Annotated in this window: 17 protein-coding genes; 6 read left to right on the top strand and 11 right to left on the bottom strand. The window is 69.0% G+C overall.

What is annotated here, in order from left to right:
* The 3 genes from ACK59X_RS26075 to ACK59X_RS26085 all read right to left on the bottom strand — a co-directional run.
* Positions 1–2,033: PAS domain-containing protein (locus ACK59X_RS26075; protein WP_409961402.1), on the bottom strand; the 2,033-nt coding region annotated here is incomplete at its 3' end.
* Positions 2,034–2,210: 177 nt separating this feature from the next.
* On the bottom strand, positions 2,211–5,111 hold the full coding sequence (locus ACK59X_RS26080; protein ID WP_409961403.1) for an aconitate hydratase: 2,901 nt from the start codon (positions 5,109–5,111) through the stop codon (positions 2,211–2,213).
* 167 nt (positions 5,112–5,278) lie between these two features.
* Positions 5,279–5,686, bottom strand: a complete 408-nt coding sequence (locus ACK59X_RS26085) for a hypothetical protein (RefSeq protein ID WP_409961405.1) — start codon at positions 5,684–5,686, stop codon at positions 5,279–5,281.
* A gap of 116 nt (positions 5,687–5,802) precedes the next feature.
* Here ACK59X_RS26085 and ACK59X_RS26090 point away from each other — a divergent pair, with 116 nt between their 5' ends.
* A complete protein-coding gene (locus tag ACK59X_RS26090; protein WP_409961406.1) occupies positions 5,803–6,675 on the top strand; it encodes a helix-turn-helix domain-containing protein in 873 nt (290 codons plus the stop codon).
* A 142-nt stretch (positions 6,676–6,817) separates the two neighbouring features.
* Here ACK59X_RS26090 and ACK59X_RS26095 read toward each other — a convergent pair whose 3' ends face one another.
* The gene (locus ACK59X_RS26095) at positions 6,818–7,108 is read right to left on the bottom strand and encodes an H-NS family nucleoid-associated regulatory protein (protein WP_057201395.1); all 291 of its coding nucleotides are present in this window, start codon (positions 7,106–7,108) and stop codon (positions 6,818–6,820) included.
* A 137-nt stretch (positions 7,109–7,245) separates the two neighbouring features.
* Complete coding sequence (locus tag ACK59X_RS26100) at positions 7,246–8,550, bottom strand: hemolysin family protein (protein WP_409961409.1); 1,305 nt, start codon at positions 8,548–8,550, stop codon at positions 7,246–7,248.
* 21 nt (positions 8,551–8,571) lie between these two features.
* Between ACK59X_RS26100 and ACK59X_RS26105 the strand changes: the two genes are divergently transcribed.
* Positions 8,572–9,414: a symmetrical bis(5'-nucleosyl)-tetraphosphatase gene (locus ACK59X_RS26105; protein WP_409961411.1), complete on the top strand. Its 843-nt coding sequence runs from the start codon at positions 8,572–8,574 to the stop codon at positions 9,412–9,414.
* Positions 9,415–9,462: 48 nt separating this feature from the next.
* Here the strand turns inward: ACK59X_RS26105 and ACK59X_RS26110 are convergent, their stop codons facing one another.
* The 3 genes from ACK59X_RS26110 to ACK59X_RS26120 form a co-directional block, all read right to left on the bottom strand.
* Positions 9,463–10,950: a DEAD/DEAH box helicase gene (locus ACK59X_RS26110; RefSeq protein WP_409961412.1), complete on the bottom strand. Its 1,488-nt coding sequence runs from the start codon at positions 10,948–10,950 to the stop codon at positions 9,463–9,465.
* A gap of 160 nt (positions 10,951–11,110) precedes the next feature.
* Positions 11,111–13,282: a SulP family inorganic anion transporter gene (locus ACK59X_RS26115; RefSeq protein ID WP_409961413.1), complete on the bottom strand. Its 2,172-nt coding sequence runs from the start codon at positions 13,280–13,282 to the stop codon at positions 11,111–11,113.
* Positions 13,282–14,172 (bottom strand): neutral zinc metallopeptidase, encoded by an 891-nt coding sequence (locus ACK59X_RS26120; protein WP_409961414.1) that lies wholly within the window; start codon positions 14,170–14,172, stop codon positions 13,282–13,284. The genes ACK59X_RS26115 and ACK59X_RS26120 overlap by 1 nt, the downstream gene beginning before the upstream one ends.
* A gap of 139 nt (positions 14,173–14,311) precedes the next feature.
* Here ACK59X_RS26120 and pcp point away from each other — a divergent pair, with 139 nt between their 5' ends.
* The 3 genes from pcp to ACK59X_RS26135 are packed head-to-tail and all read left to right on the top strand — an operon-like array spanning position 14,312 to position 17,763.
* Positions 14,312–14,986, top strand: a complete 675-nt coding sequence (gene pcp / locus ACK59X_RS26125; RefSeq protein ID WP_409961416.1) for a pyroglutamyl-peptidase I — start codon at positions 14,312–14,314, stop codon at positions 14,984–14,986.
* A gap of 53 nt (positions 14,987–15,039) precedes the next feature.
* Complete coding sequence (locus ACK59X_RS26130; protein ID WP_409961418.1) at positions 15,040–15,999, top strand: delta(1)-pyrroline-2-carboxylate reductase family protein; 960 nt, start codon at positions 15,040–15,042, stop codon at positions 15,997–15,999.
* A 45-nt stretch (positions 16,000–16,044) separates the two neighbouring features.
* Positions 16,045–17,763, top strand: coding sequence for a diguanylate cyclase (locus ACK59X_RS26135; RefSeq protein WP_409961420.1), 1,719 nt, complete (start codon positions 16,045–16,047; stop codon positions 17,761–17,763).
* On the opposite strand, the gene ACK59X_RS26140 is transcribed toward ACK59X_RS26135, so the two are convergent.
* The gene (locus ACK59X_RS26140; protein ID WP_409961422.1) at positions 17,694–18,038 is read right to left on the bottom strand and encodes a hypothetical protein; all 345 of its coding nucleotides are present in this window, start codon (positions 18,036–18,038) and stop codon (positions 17,694–17,696) included. The two genes, ACK59X_RS26135 and ACK59X_RS26140, sit on opposite strands and share 70 nt — an antisense overlap.
* A gap of 139 nt (positions 18,039–18,177) precedes the next feature.
* Positions 18,178–18,750 (bottom strand): dCTP deaminase, encoded by a 573-nt coding sequence (gene dcd / locus ACK59X_RS26145; RefSeq protein ID WP_409961424.1) that lies wholly within the window; start codon positions 18,748–18,750, stop codon positions 18,178–18,180.
* A 109-nt stretch (positions 18,751–18,859) separates the two neighbouring features.
* Here dcd and ACK59X_RS26150 point away from each other — a divergent pair, with 109 nt between their 5' ends.
* Positions 18,860–19,162 carry a hypothetical protein gene (locus tag ACK59X_RS26150; RefSeq protein WP_409961426.1) on the top strand — a complete coding sequence of 101 codons (303 nt, stop codon included), beginning with the start codon at positions 18,860–18,862 and terminating at the stop codon, positions 19,160–19,162.
* On the opposite strand, the gene guaD is transcribed toward ACK59X_RS26150, so the two are convergent.
* A complete protein-coding gene (guaD, locus tag ACK59X_RS26155) occupies positions 19,152–20,441 on the bottom strand; it encodes a guanine deaminase (protein ID WP_409961502.1) in 1,290 nt (429 codons plus the stop codon). The two genes, ACK59X_RS26150 and guaD, sit on opposite strands and share 11 nt — an antisense overlap.
* Positions 20,442–20,691: the final 250 nt, after the last annotated feature.

Here is a 20,691-nt window from a genome sequence, read left to right on the forward strand (position 1 = left end):
AGCAGGCGCCGGTTGGGCAGGCCGGTGAGCGCGTCGTAGAACGCCAGGCGTTCGATCTCCTGTTCTGCGCGCTTGCGGTCGGTGATGTCGCGGCACACGCCCAGGATGCCGGTGACGCGGCCGTGCAGGTCACGGATGGGGGTCTTGATGGTTTCGAAATACCCCTGGTAGCCGTCTTCGGCAAAGGTCAGCTGTTCTTCATAGACCAGGGGCTGCCAGGCCTGCATGGCACGCCGGTCATAGGCCCGGAACTGCTCGGCATCGGCTGCGGGCGAGAGGTCGTAGTCGGTGCAGCCGATGATCTCGCGCTCGGGCTTGCCGGCAAAGCGCTCGAACACCGGATTGCAGGAGATGTAGACCCCGTCCGCATCCTTGAGGAAGACCATGTCCGGTATGGCGTTCACCACGCGCGCCAGGTGGGCCTTCTGCTGCGCCAGTTCCATCTCGATGCGCTTGAGCTCGGTCAGGTCGTAGGCGAACACCACCACCGCCGTCACGCCCTGCCCGGGGATGGACTCGGGCACCAGCGTGGTGTGGCGGTACTGCGCACCATCGAGGCCGTCGATGCGGTTTTCAAAGACCGCCGTCTCCCCGGCAAAGGCCTTGTGCAGCTGGGGCTGCATGCGCGCCATCACGGCCGCCGGAATCACGTCCTGCAGCAGCTGGCCCTGCAGCTCGGCGGGGGTGCGGTGCAGCCAGCGCGCCTGCTGCTCGTTCACGTAGAGCACGCGGTGGTCGCGGTCCAGCCGGGCCACGCCGCCGGGCACCTGGCGCAGCATGTTGGCCATCTGCACCTCGTGCGCATGGGCCGCCTGCTCGGCCTCGCGCTCGGTGGTGATGTCGCTCTGCACACCGTCCCAGATCACGCCCCCACCCTCGAGCGGCCTGGGCGATGAGCTCAGGTGGATCCAGCGCACCGCGCCCGAGGCGATGCGCATGCGGAAAGTCGCCTCCATGGGCTCCATGCTGCGCAGCGAGCGCTCCCTTGCCTCCTCCAGCGCAGCCAGGTCTTCGGGCAGGATCTGCTGGTACAGCACCTGGGGGTCGCGCAGCACGTCCTCGGCGTGCAAGCCGTTCAGGCGCTCGATGGCGTCGCCGATGTGCACGAAGTGCATGCGGCCATCGGCCTCGCGCACCACCTGGTAGAGCACGCTCAGCGGCAGGTTGCGGCCCAGCAGCTGCAGCCGGGTCTCGCTTTCGCGCAGCTGGGCCTCGGCCTGGTGCAGGCGGTCGAAGGGTTGGCGCATGCCGGCCACGAACACGGCCTGGTACAGCAGGGCGTAGCCCACCACGCGCACGCCGTCGGCCAGCATGTCGGCCCAGCCGAAGCGCTCCACGCCGCTCAGGCCCACCAGCAGCTCCGCCAGCGCGAAGGTGGCCGCAGCCCAGGCCAGCAGGCGCTCGCGCGTGCGGTGGTCACCTCCCGCCAGTGCCCCGCCGTGCAGGCGCACCGCCGCCACCACCAGGCCCGCACACAGCACGGCAGCCATCAGCGCCGGCAGCATGCCGCCCGAGGCCTGGGAAAAGACCCGCGGCAGCGGCCCCACGGCCGCCCACACCAGCAGCAGCGAAAATGCGCCCGCCGCCACCGCCCACAGCCGGGCAGGCCCGGGCAGGGAGAAACGCAGCGCCGTGAGCAGCAGGGCGGCGCATTCGGCCACCCGCACCCAGGCGCCCAGCCACAGCGCCATGTCTGCCACCACTGGAGCAGCCGGCTGCGGGGTGGCATGGGCCAGCACGCCATGCAGGAAATTGCAGACCGCCGCGACGCCGAAACCGGCGACCAGCACGTTCGCACGGCCTTGGCCCTGCTCTTCGAGCACGTGCAGGGATACCGAGACCACCAGCAGCTCCAGCAGGATGGCCACCAGCTCCATGAAGGGCTCCAGCCCGTGCTGGCGGTCCGCGCCCTCGCCCAGGATGCCGCCGAGCGACACCATCACCAGCGCCAGCACCACCACGACAAGCACCACCGTGACGGCAGGGGCCTGCGCGGCAAGCGTCCGCTGGGAACGGTGGACCGGGGATGTCATAGGCGCTGTGGGAGGTAGGGCGTCAGCTGCACCTCACCAGTGTATCGGGCTGTAAGCGCAAACGACTATCGGGCGAAACACGCGCGGCATGGTCACCACAATGGCCGCCGCCGCGCCACCCGGGCAGCGGTCCGGCAGGTGGGCACGGGCTCCCGTGCCGCGCTCACCTCCCAGCGTTCAGCCCTCGAGCAGCTGGCGCAGCACGAAGGGCAGGTTGCCGCCGGCCTGGTAGTAGTCCACCTCGATGGGCGTGTCGATGCGCAGCGTCACCGTCACTTCCTGGCTGGAGCCGTCGGCCCGGCGGATCACCAGCGTGGCATCGCTCTGGGGCGTGAGCGCCGGATCGGGCAGCACATTGATGGTCTCCTCACCCGTGAGGCCCAGGGACTCCCAGGAGTCCGTACCCTTGAACTGCAGGGGCAGCACGCCCATGCCCACCAGGTTGGAACGGTGGATGCGCTCGAAGCTGCGCGCCACCACGGCCTTGATGCCCAGCAGCTGCGTTCCCTTGGCAGCCCAGTCGCGGCTGGAGCCGGTGCCGTACTCTTCACCGGCAAAGATCACCGTGGGCGTCTTCTGCGCCATGTACTGCATGGCGGCGTCGAAGATGAACATCTTCTCGCCCTGCAGCGGCCCCTCGTTCTGGAACAGCGTGACGCCACCCTCCTCGCGCGAGCCATCGGCGGTGGGCGGGATCATGAGGTTCTTGATGCGCACGTTGGCAAAGGTGCCGCGCATCATCACATCGTGGTTACCGCGGCGCGCGCCATAGCTGTTGAAGTCGGCCTTCTGCACGCCGTTGAGCTGCAGCCACTGGCCGGCCGGCGAGGTGGCCTTGATGGAGCCCGCGGGCGAGATGTGGTCGGTCGTGATGGAGTCACCGAACAGCGCCATGATGCGCGCGCCATGCACTTCGGCGGCCGTCGCGGCGCCCTGCTCCAGCGCGAAGCTGGCGAAGAAGGGTGGCTCGGCAATGTAGGTGCTGGCAGGCCAGGTGTAGGCGTTGCCGCTCACGCCCTTGATCTTCTCCCACAGCTTGCCGGGGTCGGTGCTCACCTTGGCGTAGTTCTCGCGGAAGGCCTTGCCGTTCATCGCGAACTTCATGAGCTGGTGCACCTCTTCGCTGCTCGGCCAGATGTCGCCCAGGTAGATGTCGCGCCCGCCCTTGCCCTTGCCCACGGGCTCGGTCATCAGGTCCTTGAGCACCGTGCCGGCAATGGCGTAGGCCACGACCAGCGGCGGACTGGCCAGGAAGTTGGCCTTGAGGTTGGGGTGGATGCGCGCCTCGAAGTTGCGGTTGCCCGAGAGCACGGCGGCGCAGATGAGGTCGTTGCCGGTGATGGCCTCGTTGAGCTCGGGCGTGAGGTCGCCGGCGTTGCCGATGCAGGTGGTGCAGCCGTAGCCGGCCAGTGCAAAGCCGAGCTTTTCCAGGTAGGGCAGCAGGCCGGTTTCGGTGAGGTAGTCGGTGACGATGCGCGAGCCGGGAGCGAGCGAGGTCTTGATGTGCGGCTTGACCTTGAGCCCGGCCTCCACCGCCTTCTTGGCCAGCAGGCCGGCGGCCAGCAGCACGCTGGGGTTGGAGGTGTTGGTGCAGCTGGTGATGGCGGCGATCAGCACGTCGCCGTTGCCCACCGTCGGGTCGGCGCCCTTGGTGGGCATGGCCGCGGCCGCGTCGGCATGGGCCGTGGCCAGGGCGGGCTTGTTGCCCTCCATCTCGGCCATGGAGCGCGGCGCGCCGGCGGGCGCGGGCTTGTCCTTGGGCGCGGCTTCCTGCACCACGTCCTGGCCGCGGTGGATGTGGTGGCGCGTGTGCAGCAGCTCGGCCGGGCGGTTGAAGCCGTTCTCGGCATTGGGCTTGCTGAACAGGTCGACGAACTGGCTGCTGACCTTGCCCAGCTCGATGCGGTCCTGCGGGCGCTTGGGGCCGGCCAGGCTGGGGGTGACGGTCCCGAGGTCGAGCGAGACGACCTTGGTGTAGTCGACCTCGCCGGCCAGCGGCACGCCGAACAGGCCCTGGGCCTTGAAATAGGCTTCGAAGGCTTCGATCTCGGCCTTGGTGCGGCCCGTGCCCTGGAAGTAGTCGATGGTCTTCTCGTCCACCGGGAAGAAGCCCATGGTGGCGCCATATTCGGGCGCCATGTTGCCGATGGTGGCACGGTCGGGCAGCGCCAGGGTGCGCGTGCCCTCGCCGAAGAACTCGACGAACTTGCCCACCACCTTGTGCTGGCGCAGGATCTCGGTCACGGTGAGCACCAGGTCGGTGGCGGTGACGCCCTCGCGCAGCTGGCCTTTGAGCTCGAAGCCCACCACGTCGGGCGTGAGGAAGTACACGGGCTGGCCGAGCATGGCGGCCTCGGCCTCGATGCCGCCCACGCCCCAGCCAACCACGCCAATGCCGTTGATCATGGTGGTGTGGCTGTCGGTGCCGACCAGGGTGTCGGGGTAGTACACGCCGGCCTTGGTCTTGTGCACGCCGCGGGCCAGGTATTCCAGGTTCACCTGGTGCACGATGCCGAAGCCCGGCGGCACCACGCCGAAGGTGCTGAAGGCCTGCATGCCCCATTTCATGAACTCGTAGCGCTCGCGGTTGCGCTGGAACTCAAGCTTCATGTTGAGGTCGAGCGAATTCTTCTTGCCGTAGTAATCGACCATGATGGAGTGGTCCACCACCAGGTCCACCGGCACCAGGGGCTCGATCTTCTTGGGGTTCTTGCCCAGCCTGGCGGCCACGCTGCGCATGGCGGCCAGGTCGGCCAGCAACGGCACGCCGGTGAAGTCCTGCAGCACGACGCGCGAAACGACGAAGGGGATCTCGTCCTTGCGCTCGGCCGTGGGGCCCCAGTGCGCCAACTGGCGCACATGCTCGGCCGTGACCTTGCGCCCATCGCAGTTGCGCAGCACCGATTCGAGCACGATGCGGATGGATACCGGCAGGCGGTTGATCGAGGGAAACTCCTTGGCGAGCGCAGGGAGCGAATAGAACTGCCCGGTCTTGCCGGACGCGGTCTTGAAGTTCTTGAGCGTGTTGGCAAACGCGTGGCGGGCGGGCTGGGGCGACGACTTGGTCGATGTGGCCATGGCTGACTCCTGTGATGCGACAAGGCCTATTCTGTCAGCCCCCGGTGGCGAATGAAACGGTGTGGGTATGCAAGCAACAGGAAGCGGTGCCCGCCTACACCCCCAAAGGGGCCCCGCAGGACCCCTCTCACGGCCAGACTGCGCACCCGCCATGCGGCCAGGGCGCGTCAGGCCACGGCCATCGATGGCAGGCGGCGCATGCCGAACCATTGCAACTCGGCCAGCAGGCCCACCGATACCACATGCACCACCAGGTAGGCTTGGCCCCACACGGTGGGCGCGACGGCCGAGGACAGCAGCAGCGCCAGGCTTGCGAAGGCCCATGCCGCATTGCCCGCGATCAACACCCACAGCAGGCCGCGGGGCGTGCTGCGCTGGCTGGCGATCACCCCGGCCAGGAGCGCATAGGCGATGAGAGCCAGGCCACTGGCCGAGACCAGACCCGACGGCAAGCCGAGCCACTGCGCCAGGGTATCGGTCAGCGCCAGGTGCAGTGCGGCAAGCAACACGCCGGTGGCGGCATCGAACCAGACCACAGCACGCAGGAACGAGGGAGAGGACAGAACGGACATCATGGTGAACTCCTTGGGCTTTGCGGTTGAAAGAGCCTCCATGGTCGCGGCGGGCGCGCACCGCGTCGATGACATGCAAGGTAATGGCCCGCATGCGATATGCCTCTAGGATGCGGGGCATGAGCAGCACACACCACGCCCCCCGCCCCTCCCTGCCCCACCGGCCTGCGGCCGCAGGCCACCGCGCAGGCCCTGCCTCGTTCGGGGACCACCTGCGCACCTGGCGCCAGCAGCGCCACCTGAGCCAGCTGGAGTTGGCCGATGAGGCGGACATCTCCACGCGCCACGTGAGCTTCATGGAGACCGGCCGCACCAACCCCAGCCGCGAGATGGTGCTGCGCCTGTGCGAGCGCCTGGCGATTCCGCTGCGCGAGCGCAATGCCCTGCTGGTGGCCGCCGGCTATGCCCCCATGTACCGCGAGCGCGCCCTGGACGATCCGGCCCTGGCCGCCGCGCGCCGGGCGGTGGAGCTGGTGCTCAAGGGCCATGAGCCCTGCCCCGCGCTGGCGCTGGACCGTTGCTGGAACGTGGTGGCCACCAACCGCGCGGCGCAGGCGCTGCTGGCCAGCCATGTGAGCCCCGAACTGCTGGAAGGCACGGTGAATGTGTTCCGCCTGAGCCTGCACCCCAATGGCCTGGCGCCGCACATCGCCAACCTGGCCCAATGGCGGGCCCACCTGTTCGAGCGCCTGCGCCAGCAGATACAGGCCACGGCCGACCCGGTGCTGGTCGCCCTGCAGGCCGAGCTGCTCGAATACCCCGCGCCCGATGAATCAGGTTCCATGGTGCTCGACGGGGAAATGCTGGGCGTGGTAATGCCCTTCTGCTTTCAAAGTGCGCAGGGCACGCTTTCCTTTATCAGCACCACCACCATATTTGGAACCCCGGTGGATGTGACCCTGCAGGAACTGGCCGTGGAGTCATTCTTTCCGGCCGACGAATTCACCGCCCAGGTATTGCGCGAAATCGCTGCGGCCTCCAGCGGGCAGTAGTGAGCGCCAACACGGTTTCATCTGGCCACCCGGCCTGCGCCATGGCCGGGTTCAATGCAAAAAGCCCGCAACCGCGGGCTTTTTTTTCATGCGCTGCGGCACGGCACTGCCACGCCATCGATTCAGGCGATCATTCAGTCGCTCAAATGGCGAATTTCTCGCGGTTCTCGTTTTGAATCCATTTGGGTGCCTTGCCACGGCCGGTCCAGGTCTGGCCGGTGGAGGGGTCGCGGTACTTGGGCGCCACCTTGGTGCCCGCACTGGCGCTACGGGCGCGGCCGCTGGGGAACACGTCCTGCGCGGTCAGGCCGAACTCCGCCACCAGAGCACGCACCTGCGACACGGCGTCGGAGAGTTCGCGCTTGCGCGCTTCGCCGATTTGCTGTTCCAGGGCATCGCGTTGCTTGAGGAGTTCTTTGTAGCTGGTTGTCATGGTGTGTGTTACTGCTGGGTGGACAAAGGAAGCCCCATTATAGGAATAATGGGCAGACTTTGCTGGGTTTGGCAAAAAATTCGTGACAAGTCGTTGAAACCGCATCCCGTTCAAAATAAATGCGTTTCCCCAGGTAATCAACCGGACCGCTCGGGCAGGTCCATTTGCGCCAATACCCGGTCGATTCTCTTGCCCTCCAGGCCGAGCACCTCGAATATCCAGCCCGCACAGGCAATGCGCTCGCCCACTGCCGGCAGACGGCCCGATTCGGCCATCAGCAAACCCGCCAGCGTGTTGTAACGGCCCCGCTCCTCCCCGGGTAAATCGCGAATATCCAGGCGCGCCTTGAGTTCGGTGACCGGCATCAGGCCGTCCAGCAGCCACAGGCCGTCTTCGCGCTGCGTGGCCCAGGCATCGGTGGCTGCGCCCGGCTGCAGTTCTCCGGTGATGGCCTCCAGCAGGTCGCGCGGCGTCATGATGCCCTGCACCACGCCGTATTCGTCGACCACGAAGACCATGCGGCCCGAGCGCGCGCGGAACTGCTCGAGCAGTTCCATGCCGCTCAGGGTCTCGGGCAGGAAGGCGGCGGGCAGCGCATGCTGCTCGATCGGGCCTGGTGCCTGCAGGCCCAGCTCCAGCAGGCGCGCCACGCTGACCAGGCCCACCACCTCGTCGAGCGAGCCCCGGCACACCGGGTACCAGGAGTGGGCACCATGGCCGCCGCCGGTGCCCGCCTTCTGCAAGGCCTCGCCCACGGAGAGCCGGGCGTCCAGCCACTGCACGTCGGTGCGGGGCACCATCAGCGAAATCAGCGGCCGGTCGTCCAGGCGGAACACGTTGCGCACCATCTGGTGCTCGTGGTGCTCGATCACACCGGCATCGCGCCCTTCCTCCAGGCTGGCCACGATCTCCTCTTCGGTCACGGCGCGGCCGGCGTTGTTGTCGATGCGCAGCAGGCCCAGCACCCCCTGGGTGGACAGCGCCAGCAGGCGCACGAAGGGCTTGGCCACCATCGCCACGCCGGCCATGGGCCGTGCGACGAAGCGGGCCACGGTCTCGGGGTAGAGCTGGCCGATGCGCTTGGGCACCAGTTCGCCGAAGACGATGGTGATGAAGGTGATGACCGTGACCACCAGCGCCGTGGCGGTGATGCCGGCGGCGCGCTCGGGCGCGCCCAGCATCTGCAGCCAGCGCGCGAGGTCGTCGCTGAAGGCGGCCTCGCCGATGATGCCATTGAGCATGCCGATGGAAGTGATGCCCACCTGCACCGAGGACAGGAACTGGGTCGGGTTGTCCAGCAGCTCAAGCGCGGCCTGCGCGCCCTTGTCCCCCTCGGCCGCCAGGGCCACCAGGCGCGACTTGCGGCTTGAAGCCAGGGCCAGCTCGGACATGGCAAACACGCCATTGAGCAGCGTGAGCAGCGCAATCAGCAGAAAATCCATGGTTCTACGAATGGGAACACGATGGCACTTTACTGCATAGGCGACATCCAGGGCTGCGACAGCGCCCTCGGGCGCCTTCTGGACGAGATCGGCTTTTCCGCGAGCCGCGACACCGTCTACCTGCTGGGAGACCTGGTGAACCGGGGACCGGAATCGGCAGCCGTGCTCCGGCGCTGCATGGACGCGGGCGACGCGCTGCGCCCACTGCTGGGCAACCACGACCTGCACTTGCTGGCAGCGGCGCACGGGGCACGCAAGCCCTCGCGCAAGGACACCCTGGAGGCGGTGCTGCAGGCGGATGATCGCCAGGCGATGCTGGCCTGGCTGCGCCAGCAGCCGCTGATGCGCACGCACACCCATGCAGGGGAGCGCCTGGCCATGGTGCATGCCGGCCTGCTGCCCGCCTGGACGGTGGACGAGGCGCTGGCGCTGGCGGACGAGGTGCAGCAGGTGCTGCGCGGCCCGGGGCTGCCGGATTTCCTGCACCAGATGTACGGCAACGGGCCGGACCGCTGGGACCCGGCGCTCACGGGCATGGACCGGCTGCGCACCATCGTCAACGCGATGACGCGGCTGCGCTTTTGCTCACTGGGCGGGGTGATGGATTTCGAGAGCAGCGAAAGCGCAGGCAACGCACCTGAAGGCCTGATGCCCTGGTTCGACGTTCCCGACAGGAAGGCGGCGGGCAGCCTGGTGGCCTTTGGCCACTGGTCAACACTGGGCTTGCTCGACCGCAGCGACACCCTGGCGCTGGACACGGGCTGTGTCTGGGGCGGCTGCCTCTCCGCAATGCGCTTTGGCACCACGCTGGCCGACCGCGAGCTGCTGCAGGTGCACTGCGAACAGGCCCAAAAACCAGGGTGAAGGCCCCTGGCTGCCAGCGGGAGCGCGAAGCCTCGCGCGGACTGGCCGTCAGGAGGTAACAGCGGCCTTGAACAGCGCAGCGACCTTGCGCTTGGGCTTGATGTTGGCCGACACGCTGCTGCGCGGGCCTGCCGCGCGCGAGGCTTCCCATGCGGGCGCGTTCTCACCGACAGCGCTGGCTTCGTAAGGCTTCTCGAAGAAGGGATCGCGCGAGGCCACCGCCGGGCGGAAGCCCCGGTGCTGCTCGCGCGGCTCGCGGGATTCGCGCCCGCCCCGGTATTCGCGCTCGCGCTCACGGCGCGGGCCGGACGGGATGCCGTCGCGGCCATCGCCGGTCTCGCCGGCTTCGCGCCAGGCACGGCGCCCGTCGTTGATGCGGCCGCGGGGCTGGTCTTCGTCGTACTCGATGGCTTCGAGCTCAATCTTCTTCTTGATGAGCTTCTCGATATCGGCCACCCGGCGGGCATCGCTGCCCGACACCAGGGTGACGGCCAGACCCGAGGCGCCGGCACGGCCGGTGCGGCCGATGCGGTGCACGTAGTCCTCAGCGTTGAAGGGCACGTCGAAGTTGAACACCGCGGGTACGTCCTTGATGTCCAGGCCACGCGCGGCCACGTCGGTGCACACCAGCAGGTCGACTTCGCCCTTCTTGAAGGCTTCCAGGGCCTTCAGGCGCTCGTCCTGGCTCTTGTCGCCGTGCAGGGCTGCGGTCTTGAGGCCTTCGCGCTCCAGGCTGCGGGCCAGGCGTGCGCAGCCGAGCTTGCTGTTGACGAAGATGAAGGCCTGCTTCAGGCCCCGGGTCTTGAGCACCTGGTGGATGGCACGGCGCTTATCGTCGTCATTGGCGCTGTAGAAGCGCTGCTCCACCGTGGAGGCCGTCTCGTTGGGGCGTGCTACCTCGATGGTGACGGGGTTCTGCAGGTAACTGCCGGCCAGGCGCTTGATCTCGGGCGAGAACGTGGCCGAGAACAGCAGCGTGGTGCGCTGCTTGGGCAGGTAGGACAGGATGCGCTGCAGATCGGGCAGGAAGCCGATGTCCAGCATGCGGTCGGCCTCGTCGAGCACCACGTACTCGACCTGGTTGAGCACCGCGTTCTTGGCCTCGATGTGATCCAGCAGGCGGCCTGGCGTGGCCACCAGCACCTCGACGCCCTTCTTGAGCTCGATGGTCTGGGGCTTCATGTCCATGCCGCCGAACACCACGGTGCTGCGCAGCTTGGTGTACTTGGCGTACAGCGCGATCTGCTGGGCGACCTGGTCGGCCAGTTCGCGCGTGGGCAGCAGCACCAGGGCGCGCACCGGGTGGCGGGCGGGCGAGGTGGAACTGCTCTCGTGCTTGAGCAGGCGCTGCAGCAGCGGCAACGAAAACGCGGCCGTTTTGCCGGTGCCGGTCTGGGCGGCTCCCATCTCGTCCTGGCCGGTGCGCACCACCGGAATGGCCTGGGCCTGGATGGGCGTCATGGACTCGTAGCCCATTTCGGCCACGGCACGCGCCAGCGGCTCGGCCAGCGAAAGATTGGAAAAAGAACTTGTCATTTAGCCTTCTATTGTCGCACTGGCGGCCCAAACACACCATGGGGGTGGTAAGCAAGGGTGAATTCACGGAGCGATGCGGCAAGAAGACTGGCTTGGCTGCTTTTATTTCGATAGCGCCAAAGCAATAACCATCAAGCTGCAGATGGTAATTTTGGAGGAATTACTCCAGCACCGCGCGCAACTGGCGCGTGGTGACCGCCAGGCGCCGCGCGCCGATCTGGGCGATGTTGTTCATCACCGTGAGCGCAGCCTCGGGGTACTGGCGTCCCCAGGCATCGAAATGCGCCCGCGACAGCCGTACCGCCTGCGCCGGCCCCAGTTCGGCCCCGGCGCTGGCGGTGCGCGCCGCGCCGTTGAGGAAGGCCATCTCGCCGAACGCCATGCCCGGCCCCACGGTGGCCAGGCGCAGCCCGCGCTCGGGCGGCCACTGGGTCACCAGGGTGATGTGGCCCGACTGCACCACCAGCAGGTCGCGGTCGGCGTCGCCGGCGTTGAACACCACGCCATGGGCCGCCACGGGCAGGGGCTCGAGCACGGCCTCGAGCGCCACCCGTGCATCGGCGGGAATGCCTTCGCCGATCTCGCCAAGGATGTCCTGCTCGGGATAGATGGGCCGTTCGTTCTCGGGCCGCTCGGCCAGGATAGCGGCCTCGGCCCATTCCAGGGCCCGGTCGCCATCGGCGAAGCTGCGCACGCCCTCGCCCACGTTCTCGGCGGCCACCCGGTCGAGTGCCGCCACGGCGCAGGCGATGCCCTGCTGCCCGAGGTCACGCACCAGGGCCCGCAGCTGCGCCAGCGCCGTGCTGTCCCAGGCCGGCACGCGGCTGGCGTCCAGCACCACCCAGCGGTGGCGCGGCTGCAGCAGCAACCGCACCTGTTCGGCCAGGTGCGCGGCCACGCCGAAGGACATCACGCCCTGCAGCTCGAACACCGCCACCTGGTTCATGCGCGGCGCCAGCCAGATGTCGGAGCCGGCGCGGCGCAAGCGGCGCGACCGCAGCTGCCCGTCCAGCCGCACGTGGCGCAGCACCTTGGCGGCCGAGTCGTGCAGCAGCACGAACGTGGCCACCACCAGCCCGGCCACCAGCGCCCCCACGCCGCCCACGACGGCGAACACCAGGGCCACCAGCCAGCTTTGCGCCCAGGTCACGCGGGAACGGCGCGCATAGCCCGGCGACCACAGCAGGGCGGGCACTTGCATCAGCCCCGCCAGCACCAGTCCGCCGGCCAGGCAGGCCATGGGCACCCAGTGCAGCCACCAGGCCCCCGTGAGCGCCACGGCCAGCATGATGCCGGCATGCCAGCGCGGCGCACTGGCCGATGGCCCCGCCTGCGCCAGCACGATGCGCGAGCGCGAAGCGCTGGTGGACGCCGGGATCATGCCCGCCAGGCCGCACAGCACGCCCAGCAGGCTCTCGCGCCGCAGCGCCTGGTTGGGGTTGCCGCGCAGGCCGTGGTCGAGCTCCAGCTCCTGGTTGAAGACCAGGATCTCCAGGCTGTTGACCAGTGCCATCAGCAGGGCCAGCACCACCAGCGCCGAGCCATGCCGCTGCGCCAGCACCAGCCAGGGGATGCCCGTGAAGTCAGGCCACAGCGGCCCGGCAAAGGCGCTCTGGCGGACGGCCGGTGCGAACACAGTGTCCATGCCCAGGCCCCACAGACCTGCCACGGCCACGGCCAGCGCCACCAGCACCACGGCCGTAAGGAGGCCCGGCATGCGCGGCCAGCGCCGGCGCAGCAGCACCGCCAGGCCCACCACCGCCAGGGCGGCCACGGCGTGCCAGGCTGTGCGCAGGTCCCAGCCCCAGCCCGCGCCGGCCCCCAGGCCATTGCGCAACTGGCCCACCACCATGGACAGGCCCACGCCCGCAGCAAAACCATGGGTCACCGAAATCGGCAAAAAGCGCGCCACCGAAGCCAGGCGCAGCACGCCCAGCAACCACTGGAAACCGAAGGCCAGGGCCACCGTGGCACCGCTCACGGCCAGCACCTGGCGCGCCGAGAGGCCCAGGCTGCCGGCCGCGCCATGGGCCGTGGCCAGCACGGCAGCGAACAGCAGGGCCACCACGGTGGTGGGCGCGTAGACCACGCCCGGGCGCGGCGTCAGCACCGTGAGCAGCAGGCCGGGCAAGGCGGCCGACCACAGCGCCAGGGCCGCCAACGAGTAGCTGCCCGCCAGCGGCGCGAAGGCCAGCAACCCCAGGCCCACGGCATGCGGGACGGTGACGGCAGCGGCCGACCAGGCAGCTGCCGCGCCCGAGGGCGGCGACACTGCGGGCCTGGCGCCGGCCGTGCCCCGGCCCAGCGCAGCGGAGGGCGGCTCAGCGCCCATCACAGGCTGCGCGCGGAAAAGGTGTCACAGCCCTTGACGCTGCCGTTCTGCAGGCCATTGTTGAACCAGCGCTGGCGCTGGGCGCTGCTGCCATGGGTGAAGCTCTCGGGCACCACCCGGCCGCCGCCAGCGCGCTGCAGGGCGTCGTCGCCGATCTTGGCGGCGGCGTTCATGGCCTCTTCCACATCGCCCTGCTCCAGGATCTTGCGGGCGGCCTGCGCATGGTGGGCCCAGACGCCGGCAAAGCAGTCCGCCTGCAGCTCCAGGCGCACGGACAAGGCGTTGTACTCGGTCTTGCTCACACGGCCGCGCATCTGGTCCATCTTGCCGCTGATGCCCAGCAGGTTCTGCACATGGTGGCCGACCTCGTGCGCGATCACATAGGCCTGCGCGAAATCGCCGGGCGCGCCCAGGCGGTTCTTGAGGGTTTCATAAAAGCCCAGGTCGATGTAGACCTTCTGGTCCGCCGGACAGTAGAACGGGCCCATGGCCGCCTGGCCGGCACCGCAGGCCGTGGGGGTGGAGCCGCGGAACAGCACCAGCCGAGGTTCCTGGTAGGTGCCGCCGCCCTGGCGGAACACGCCCTGCCACACGTCCTCGGTGTCGGCCAGCACGGTGGAGACGAAGCGCGCCATGGTGTCGTCGCCGGGCGGGCGGTGTGCCGGCCCCTGCGGTTGCTGCTGCACCTGCGCGGGCGGCCCGCCGCCGCTGAGCAGGCCCAGGATGGTGAGCGGGTTGATGCCCAGCACCCAGCCGCCCACCAGGGCAATGACGATGGTGCCGATGCCGATGCTGCGGCCACCGAAGATGGGCGAACCGCCGCCCCCACCGCCACCCTCGTCCCGGCGGTCCTCCACGTTGTCGGATTCCCGATTGCCTTCCCATTTCATCGCACGTTCTCCAGCACCCCCTGAACCGGTGGGGGCAATGGGCAGCATGTTACGCGCGCCCGGCCCTCCCGGCTGCCCAATGCAGGTAGGAAACCGGCGCGCTACCATGCAGGCAGTTTTCCCCACACCGCCCTGCCCCATGCTGCCCCACCCCCACCACCTGCCCTCGGGCGCCAGCAACCCCGTCATCCTGCTCACGGGCTTCGACCCCTTCGGCGGCGATGCCGTCAACCCCAGCTGGCTGCTGGCGCAGGCGCTGCAGGGCCAGAGCATCGGCGGGCATACCGTGGTCTCGGCGCAACTGCCCACCGTGTTCGGCCAGGCGCTGGAACGCCTTTCCGCCCTGCACCGCCAACTGCGCCCGGCCCTCACCGTGTGCCTGGGCCAGGCCGGCGGCCGGGCGGCGCTGTCGATCGAGCGCATCGGCATCAATGTGGACGACGCGCGCATCCCCGACAACCGGGGCGCGCAACCCATCGACCATGCCATCGTGCCGGACGGCCCGGCGGCCTACTTCGCCAGCCTGCCCATCAAGGCCATGCTGCGGGCGGTGCAGCGTGCGGGCGTGCCGTGCGAGGTATCGCAGACCGCCGGAACCTTCGTCTGCAACCACGTGCTCTACGGCCTCATGCACCTGCTGGCCACCGAGGGCGCGGCCGGCATGCGCGGCGGCTTCGTGCACGTGCCCTGGCTGCCTGGCCTGGGCACGCCGAGCCTGCCCCTGCGCGACGCCGTGCGCGGCCTGCACACGGCCCTGTGGGCGGCCGTGCTGGCACGGCAGGACATCGCGCTCGGGGCCGGCGCCACCCACTGAGCCCCGGGCAGGCCCGGTGCCTGAAACGCACCCAGGCTGTGTACAGTCGGCGCATGCATTCCACAGCGCCTTCCACCCCATCCCCCCTGCTCGGCCCCGAGGCCACGGCCGCCCTGCTGCCCTGGGCGGCGCTGGCCGACGAGATCGCGGCCCTGTTGCGCGACGATGGCATCGAGGTGCCTGCGCGCAGCGTGCTGCCGCTGGCGGGCGGCGCGCGCCTGTTCGTGATGCCGGCCAGCGACCGCACGGTGGCCATGGCCAAGCTGATCACCCTGACCCCGGGCAACGCGGCGCGCGGCCAGCCCACCATCCAGGGCGACGTGGTGGTGTTCGACGTGGCCAGCGGCGAGCGCCGCATGGTGCTGGACGGCCCCACCGTCACGGCCCGGCGCACGGCGGCCGTCTCGCTGCTGGCGGCGCAGCGCCTGGCGCCGGTGCCGCAGGGCCCGCTGCTGGTGGTAGGCGCGGGCGTGCAGGGCCTGGCCCACGTGCAGGCCTTCGTCGAGGTGCTCGGTGTGCGCGAGGTCTGGGTGGCGTCGCGCAGTGCAGCCAGCGCCGAGGCCCTGGCGCAGGCCGCACGCACGCTGGGCGCCCAGGCCCGCGTGGTGCAGGACGCCGACGCAGCCCTGGCGCACTGCCCGCTGGTGGCCGCATGCACACCGGGCACGGCGCTGGTGCTGGGTGCCCGGCCGCGTCCCGATGCCTTCGTGGCAGCGGTAGGCGCCTACACCCCTGCCATGGCGGAGCTGTCGCCTGCGCTGTGCCAGGGGATGGTGCAGCAGGGCACGGTGGTGGTGGACACGGCCGATGCGGTGCACGAGGCCGGCGACCTGCTGCAGGCAGGGATCGACGTGGCGCGCCTGCCCACGCTGCGCGATGTGGTGCGGGAAGACGGCGGCCTGAGCGCCCGCAGGGGCCCGGTGCTGTTCAAGAGCTGCGGCTGGGCCGGCTGGGACCTGGCGGCCGCCCGCCTGGTGTTGCGCTCTGCCCGCAGCGCGCCAGCGGGGCATTGACGGGAGTCGGGGAGCGGAGGCACATTCCCAGCCAGGCCCAATACCATGACCCACCCCACCCGATTCCGCGGCCAGAGCCTGCGCACGCAGATCTCGCTGGTGTTCGCGTTGCTGGTGGTCGGTCTGGCCGTGCTGCTGTCCGTGGGGTTTGGCGAACTGCTCAAGCGCCGCGTGCAGCGCGATGCCAGCCAGGCCCTGCACCACGTCGCCGACAACGCCAGCCGGCAGCTGGCCCAGGGCCTGTTCGAACGCAGCCGCGTGGTGCAGGTGCTGGCCGAAGCGCCGGGCATCTGGGAGCGCGGCCTCGAATCGCTGGAGGTGCGCCAGCTGCTGGCGCGCAGCCAGGCAGTCGACCCGCACAGCCTGTGGATCGGCGTGGCCGATGCACAGGGCGTGGTGCGGGCGGCCACCCAGGGCCTGCTGGAAGGCCAGGATGTGCGCGAGCGGCCCTGGTTCGTCGCCGGGCTGGCAGGGCTGCATGTGGGCGACGTGCACCCGGCCAAGCTGCTCGAAAAGCTGCTGCAGCCCACCGCCTCGGGGGAGCCACACCGTTTCGTGGACTTTTCTGCCCCCATCCGCAACGCGCACGGCACGGTGGGCGTGCTGGGCCTGCACGGCAGTTGGGAGTGGACGCGCGAGGTGCTCGAAAGCCTGGCGCCGATCGGCATTCAGGGTACCTCGGTGGACCTGTTCGTCTTCGACCGCACGGGCCAGCTCATCTTCTCGCCCCCGCAGTACCGGCGCCAGCTCGAAGCCGCCGGCCAGCGCCTGCCCGTGCCACTGACCGTGGCCACGCGCGAATCGGGCACGCGCCCCGCGAGCGTGGTGCTCTGGGCCGATGGCCGGGACTACCTCACCGCGAGCGTGCGCATGGAAGCGCGCAATGCGGCCAGCGACCTGGGCTGGCACATCGTGGCCCGCGACCCGGTGGAGATCGCCTTCGCGGACGCCAAACGCGCGGTGCGCATGGCCCTGGTGATCGGCCTGCTCGCCGCGGCCCTCGCCGCCGCCCTGGCATGGTTCGCGGCGCGCCGCCTGAGCGAAGACCTCTACGCCCTGGCCGATGCCGCCAGCCGCGTCGAGTCGGGAAAGCCTGGAGCCACGATCCCGCTCGTCACCCACAACCGCGAGGTGCACCAGCTGTCTTCGGCCCTGAGCAGCATGACGGAGCGCCTGATCGCAGCCAAAGGGGCCATGGAAGACCAGGTGCGCCTGCGCACGCTGGAGCTGCAGGCCGCCAACCGCGCCCTGGACCTGCAGGCGCGTACCGATGCGCTCACCGGCCTGCTCAACCGCCGGGGCTTCGACAGCCGGATGGAGTTTGCGCTGGCCCTGGCACGGCGCAGCGGCCGGCCGCTGAGCGTGGTCTCACTGGACGTGGACCACTTCCAGGGCGTGAACGACCGCTTCGGGCATGAGGCGGGCGACGAGGTGCTGCGGCGCCTGGCGCAGACGCTGCAGCAGCGCCTGCGCGCCTCCGACGTGATCGCGCGGCTCGGCGGCGAGGAGTTTGCCGTGGTGCTGCCCGACACCGCAGCGGAGGATGCGCTTGCCATCGCCCAGTCCATCGTGGACGGCATGGCAGCGCAGGAAGACCCGCTGGTGGGGCGCATCACGGTCAGCGCCGGCATTGCCAGCCTGCGCGATGCGCCGGACAGTGCGCTCGAACTGCTGCGCCGCAGCGACGCAGCTCTCTACGCAGCCAAGGGCCAGGGGCGCAACAGGGTGTGCGCGGAGCCGAAACCCGGCCCGGCGCTGAAATAGTCCCCCAGGCGGTCGGCAAGTTGGTCGAGTTCGCCATCATGGTGCTTGCGCGCCGTGGCCAGCTGTTCCCGCGCATAGGGCGGGTGGCCGAGCATCATGGCCGTGTTGACGCAGTGGCCGCGCTTGGCCATCTGCAGGATGAAGGCATCCAGCACTTCGCAGGGCCAGTAGTGGATATCCGCCTCACCAGTGTGGTCGTGGCGGGCGGCAGACAGGGTGGGCAGGTCGGCACCCGCCGTGGTGCGGGGTGCGGACGGTTCAACAAAGTCGATCATGTTGGACTCCTTCACACAGACCCGCGGACATCCACAGGCGTGCATCCATGCTAGGAAACTTACCAACGTTTGCACTTCAGCCGAAGTGCACTGGCCCTGTAGGACAGGACCACGGGCGGCACGCTCGCCCGGGAAACGCTCAGGCCTTGGGCAAGGTGACCCCGACCTGGCCCTGGTACTTGCCGCCCCGGTCCTTGTAGGAGACTTCGCAGACATCGTCGGGATCGCTTTCGAAGAACAGCACCTGTGCGCAGCCTTCGCCCGCGTAGATGCGCGCGGGCAGCGGCGTGGTGTTGGAGAACTCCAGCGTCACATAGCCTTCCCACTCGGGCTCGAAGGGCGTGACGTTGACGATGATGCCGCAGCGCGCATAGGTGCTCTTGCCCAGGCAGATGGTGAGCACGTTGCGCGGAATGCGGAAATATTCCATGGTGCGCGCCAGCGCAAAGCTGTTGGGTGGGATGATGCAGCTGTCGCCATGGAAGTCGACGAAGCTCTTCTCGTCGAAGTGCTTGGGGTCCACCACGGTGCTGTGGATGTTGGTGAACACCTTGAATTCGGGCGCGCAGCGGATGTCGTAGCCATAGCTGCTGGTGCCGTAGCTGATGATCTTGCGGCCCTCGGCCTCGCGCACCTGGCCGGGCTCGAAGGGTTCGATCATGCCGTGCTCGGCCGCCATGCGGCGGATCCATTTGTCGCTTTTGATGCTCATTGACTTACTCCTGCGCGCATTTTAGAAGCTTGTCCCGCAATCACAGTCCTGACATGCAGGTTTTGCATGCTTCTTGCTAACCACGCTGCATCCCTAGACCATCGATGCCATGCACCCCACCATCCAAGTCTTGACCTCCCTGGCCTTCACGGCGACCCTGCTGGCCTGTGGCGCCGCGCGAGCCCAGTTGGCCAGCGATTCGTCCGCAGCCAAACAGGCGCAGGACGCATGCCGCAGCGAGGTGTCGAAGTTTGAGGAAGCCATCGGCTTCGTGCGCCGCTCGCAGGGCAACCAGGCCGCGGCCGAGCTCAAGGAAAAGCTGCTGCCCGCCAAGGTCGAGAGCGACATCCTGTTCAAGGACGGCTACTGCGGCCTGGCGCGCTACATCCGCGAGAAAAAACTCAATCGCTGAGGGCCTGGCTGATCACCGTGCGCTCGACCAGGCGGTCGTCGCCCAGCACGATCATCGCGAACAGCAGTTCGTCCAGGTTGCGCGCCTGGGCGGTCTTGCGCGCCAGCAGCGGTGTGGCGGCGGGGTTGATGACCACGAAATCCCCTTCGCAGCCCGGCTGCAGGTTGCCCACCGCACCACCGAGGCCCAGGGCTTTGGCGGCTCCGGCCGTGTGCTGCCACCACAGCTGCTGGGGCGACAGGCTCAGGCCCTGCTTGGTCTGGCCCTCGCGCCCCACGTAGTAGGCGGCCAGCATGGTGCGAAACGGGCTGAAGCTGGTGCCGCCGCCCACGTCGCTGGCCAGGCCATAGCCAAAACCCACGCGGTCGGCGCCCGCGTAGTCGAAGAAGCCGCTGCCCAGAAACAGGTTGCTCGTCGGGCTGACGGCGGCCACGGTGCCGGTGTCGCGCATCAGCGCACGGTCATCGTCGTCGAAATGGATGCAGTGGGCGTACACGGCGCGCTCGCGCATCAGGCCGTAGTCGCCGTACACGCCCAGGTAGCTGCGCGAGGCCGGGAACAGCTCGCGCGCCCAGCGCACTTCGTCGAGGTTCTCGGCCACGTGCGACTGGATCCACACGTCGGGGTGGCGCGCTGCCAGCTCGCCCGCACCGCTCAGCTGTTCGTGCGTGCTGGTGGGTGCAAAGCGCGGCGTGATGGCATAGCCCAGGCGGTCCACGCCGTGCCAGCGGCGGATCAGCGCCTCGGTGTCGATGAGGCTCTGCTCGGTCTGGTCGCGCACGCCGTCGGGCGAATGGCGGTCCTGCAGCACCTTGCCGGTGATCAGGCGCAGCTGCTGGCGCTGGGCTTCGGTGAACAGCGCGTCCACGCTGGCCGGGTGCGAGGTGGCAAACGTCAGCGCCGTGGTCACGCCATTGCGCAGCAGTTCATCGACGAAGAAGCCGGCCACCTGGGCACCATACGCCGGGTCGACGAAGCGCGACTCGTGCGGGAAGGTGTAGTTCTCCAGCCAGGGCAGGAGGCCCGCGGCCGGGGCACCGATCACGTCCGTCTGCGGGAAGTGGATGTGCATGTCGACGAAGCCCGGCGCGATGAGTCGGCCCGGCAGGTGCTCGACCACCCCCTGCCGGTATTCAAGGGCCAGGGCATTCCAGGCCCCCGAGGCCACCACGCGCTGGCGGCCGGCACCATCGGGGGCAATGGCCAGCAGGCCATCTTCGTCGTACAGGGCCGAGCCGTCGTCGGCAAAACGCAATAGGGCAGAACGGTAGACATGCATGGGCGCGAGCTTAGCGGTAGCGGCCACCCGCTGCATATTCTTGTGCCTATAGTGGGTATGCGAGACTCGTCAGTGCGCTGGTTTCACCAAAGCGCCACAACGCCAACAACCGTAGCAAGCGCGCGGCCAAGGCGAGGGCCTCCGTGCAAGGGCCGCCCCGCCGCACTGGAGGCGTCCCCCTTCCCGAATTGCGCAGCAATTCGAGAGAAGGGGGAAGGCGCGAAGCGACTCAGGGGGTTGTTCTCTATCT

Source organism: Acidovorax sp., from assembly GCF_046339755.1.
GTDB lineage: Bacteria > Pseudomonadota > Gammaproteobacteria > Burkholderiales > Burkholderiaceae_C > Acidovorax.

What these genes read in the sequence shown, in the direction of transcription:
- ACK59X_RS26080 (WP_409961403.1), bottom strand. Translation starts at nt 5,111, where the DNA reads ATGGCCACATCGACCAAGTCGTCGCCCCAGCCCGCCCGCCACGCGTTT.
- ACK59X_RS26085 (WP_409961405.1), bottom strand. Translation starts at nt 5,686, where the DNA reads ATGATGTCCGTTCTGTCCTCTCCCTCGTTCCTGCGTGCTGTGGTCTGG.
- ACK59X_RS26090 (WP_409961406.1), top strand. Translation starts at nt 5,803, where the DNA reads ATGAGCAGCACACACCACGCCCCCCGCCCCTCCCTGCCCCACCGGCCT.
- ACK59X_RS26095 (WP_057201395.1), bottom strand. Translation starts at nt 7,108, where the DNA reads ATGACAACCAGCTACAAAGAACTCCTCAAGCAACGCGATGCCCTGGAA.
- ACK59X_RS26100 (WP_409961409.1), bottom strand. Translation starts at nt 8,550, where the DNA reads ATGGATTTTCTGCTGATTGCGCTGCTCACGCTGCTCAATGGCGTGTTT.
- ACK59X_RS26105 (WP_409961411.1), top strand. Translation starts at nt 8,572, where the DNA reads ATGGCACTTTACTGCATAGGCGACATCCAGGGCTGCGACAGCGCCCTC.
- ACK59X_RS26110 (WP_409961412.1), bottom strand. Translation starts at nt 10,950, where the DNA reads ATGACAAGTTCTTTTTCCAATCTTTCGCTGGCCGAGCCGCTGGCGCGT.
- ACK59X_RS26115 (WP_409961413.1), bottom strand. Translation starts at nt 13,282, where the DNA reads ATGGGCGCTGAGCCGCCCTCCGCTGCGCTGGGCCGGGGCACGGCCGGC.
- ACK59X_RS26120 (WP_409961414.1), bottom strand. Translation starts at nt 14,172, where the DNA reads ATGAAATGGGAAGGCAATCGGGAATCCGACAACGTGGAGGACCGCCGG.
- pcp (WP_409961416.1), top strand. Translation starts at nt 14,312, where the DNA reads ATGCTGCCCCACCCCCACCACCTGCCCTCGGGCGCCAGCAACCCCGTC.
- ACK59X_RS26130 (WP_409961418.1), top strand. Translation starts at nt 15,040, where the DNA reads ATGCATTCCACAGCGCCTTCCACCCCATCCCCCCTGCTCGGCCCCGAG.
- ACK59X_RS26135 (WP_409961420.1), top strand. Translation starts at nt 16,045, where the DNA reads ATGACCCACCCCACCCGATTCCGCGGCCAGAGCCTGCGCACGCAGATC.
- ACK59X_RS26140 (WP_409961422.1), bottom strand. Translation starts at nt 18,038, where the DNA reads ATGATCGACTTTGTTGAACCGTCCGCACCCCGCACCACGGCGGGTGCC.
- dcd (WP_409961424.1), bottom strand. Translation starts at nt 18,750, where the DNA reads ATGAGCATCAAAAGCGACAAATGGATCCGCCGCATGGCGGCCGAGCAC.
- ACK59X_RS26150 (WP_409961426.1), top strand. Translation starts at nt 18,860, where the DNA reads ATGCACCCCACCATCCAAGTCTTGACCTCCCTGGCCTTCACGGCGACC.
- guaD (WP_409961502.1), bottom strand. Translation starts at nt 20,441, where the DNA reads ATGCATGTCTACCGTTCTGCCCTATTGCGTTTTGCCGACGACGGCTCG.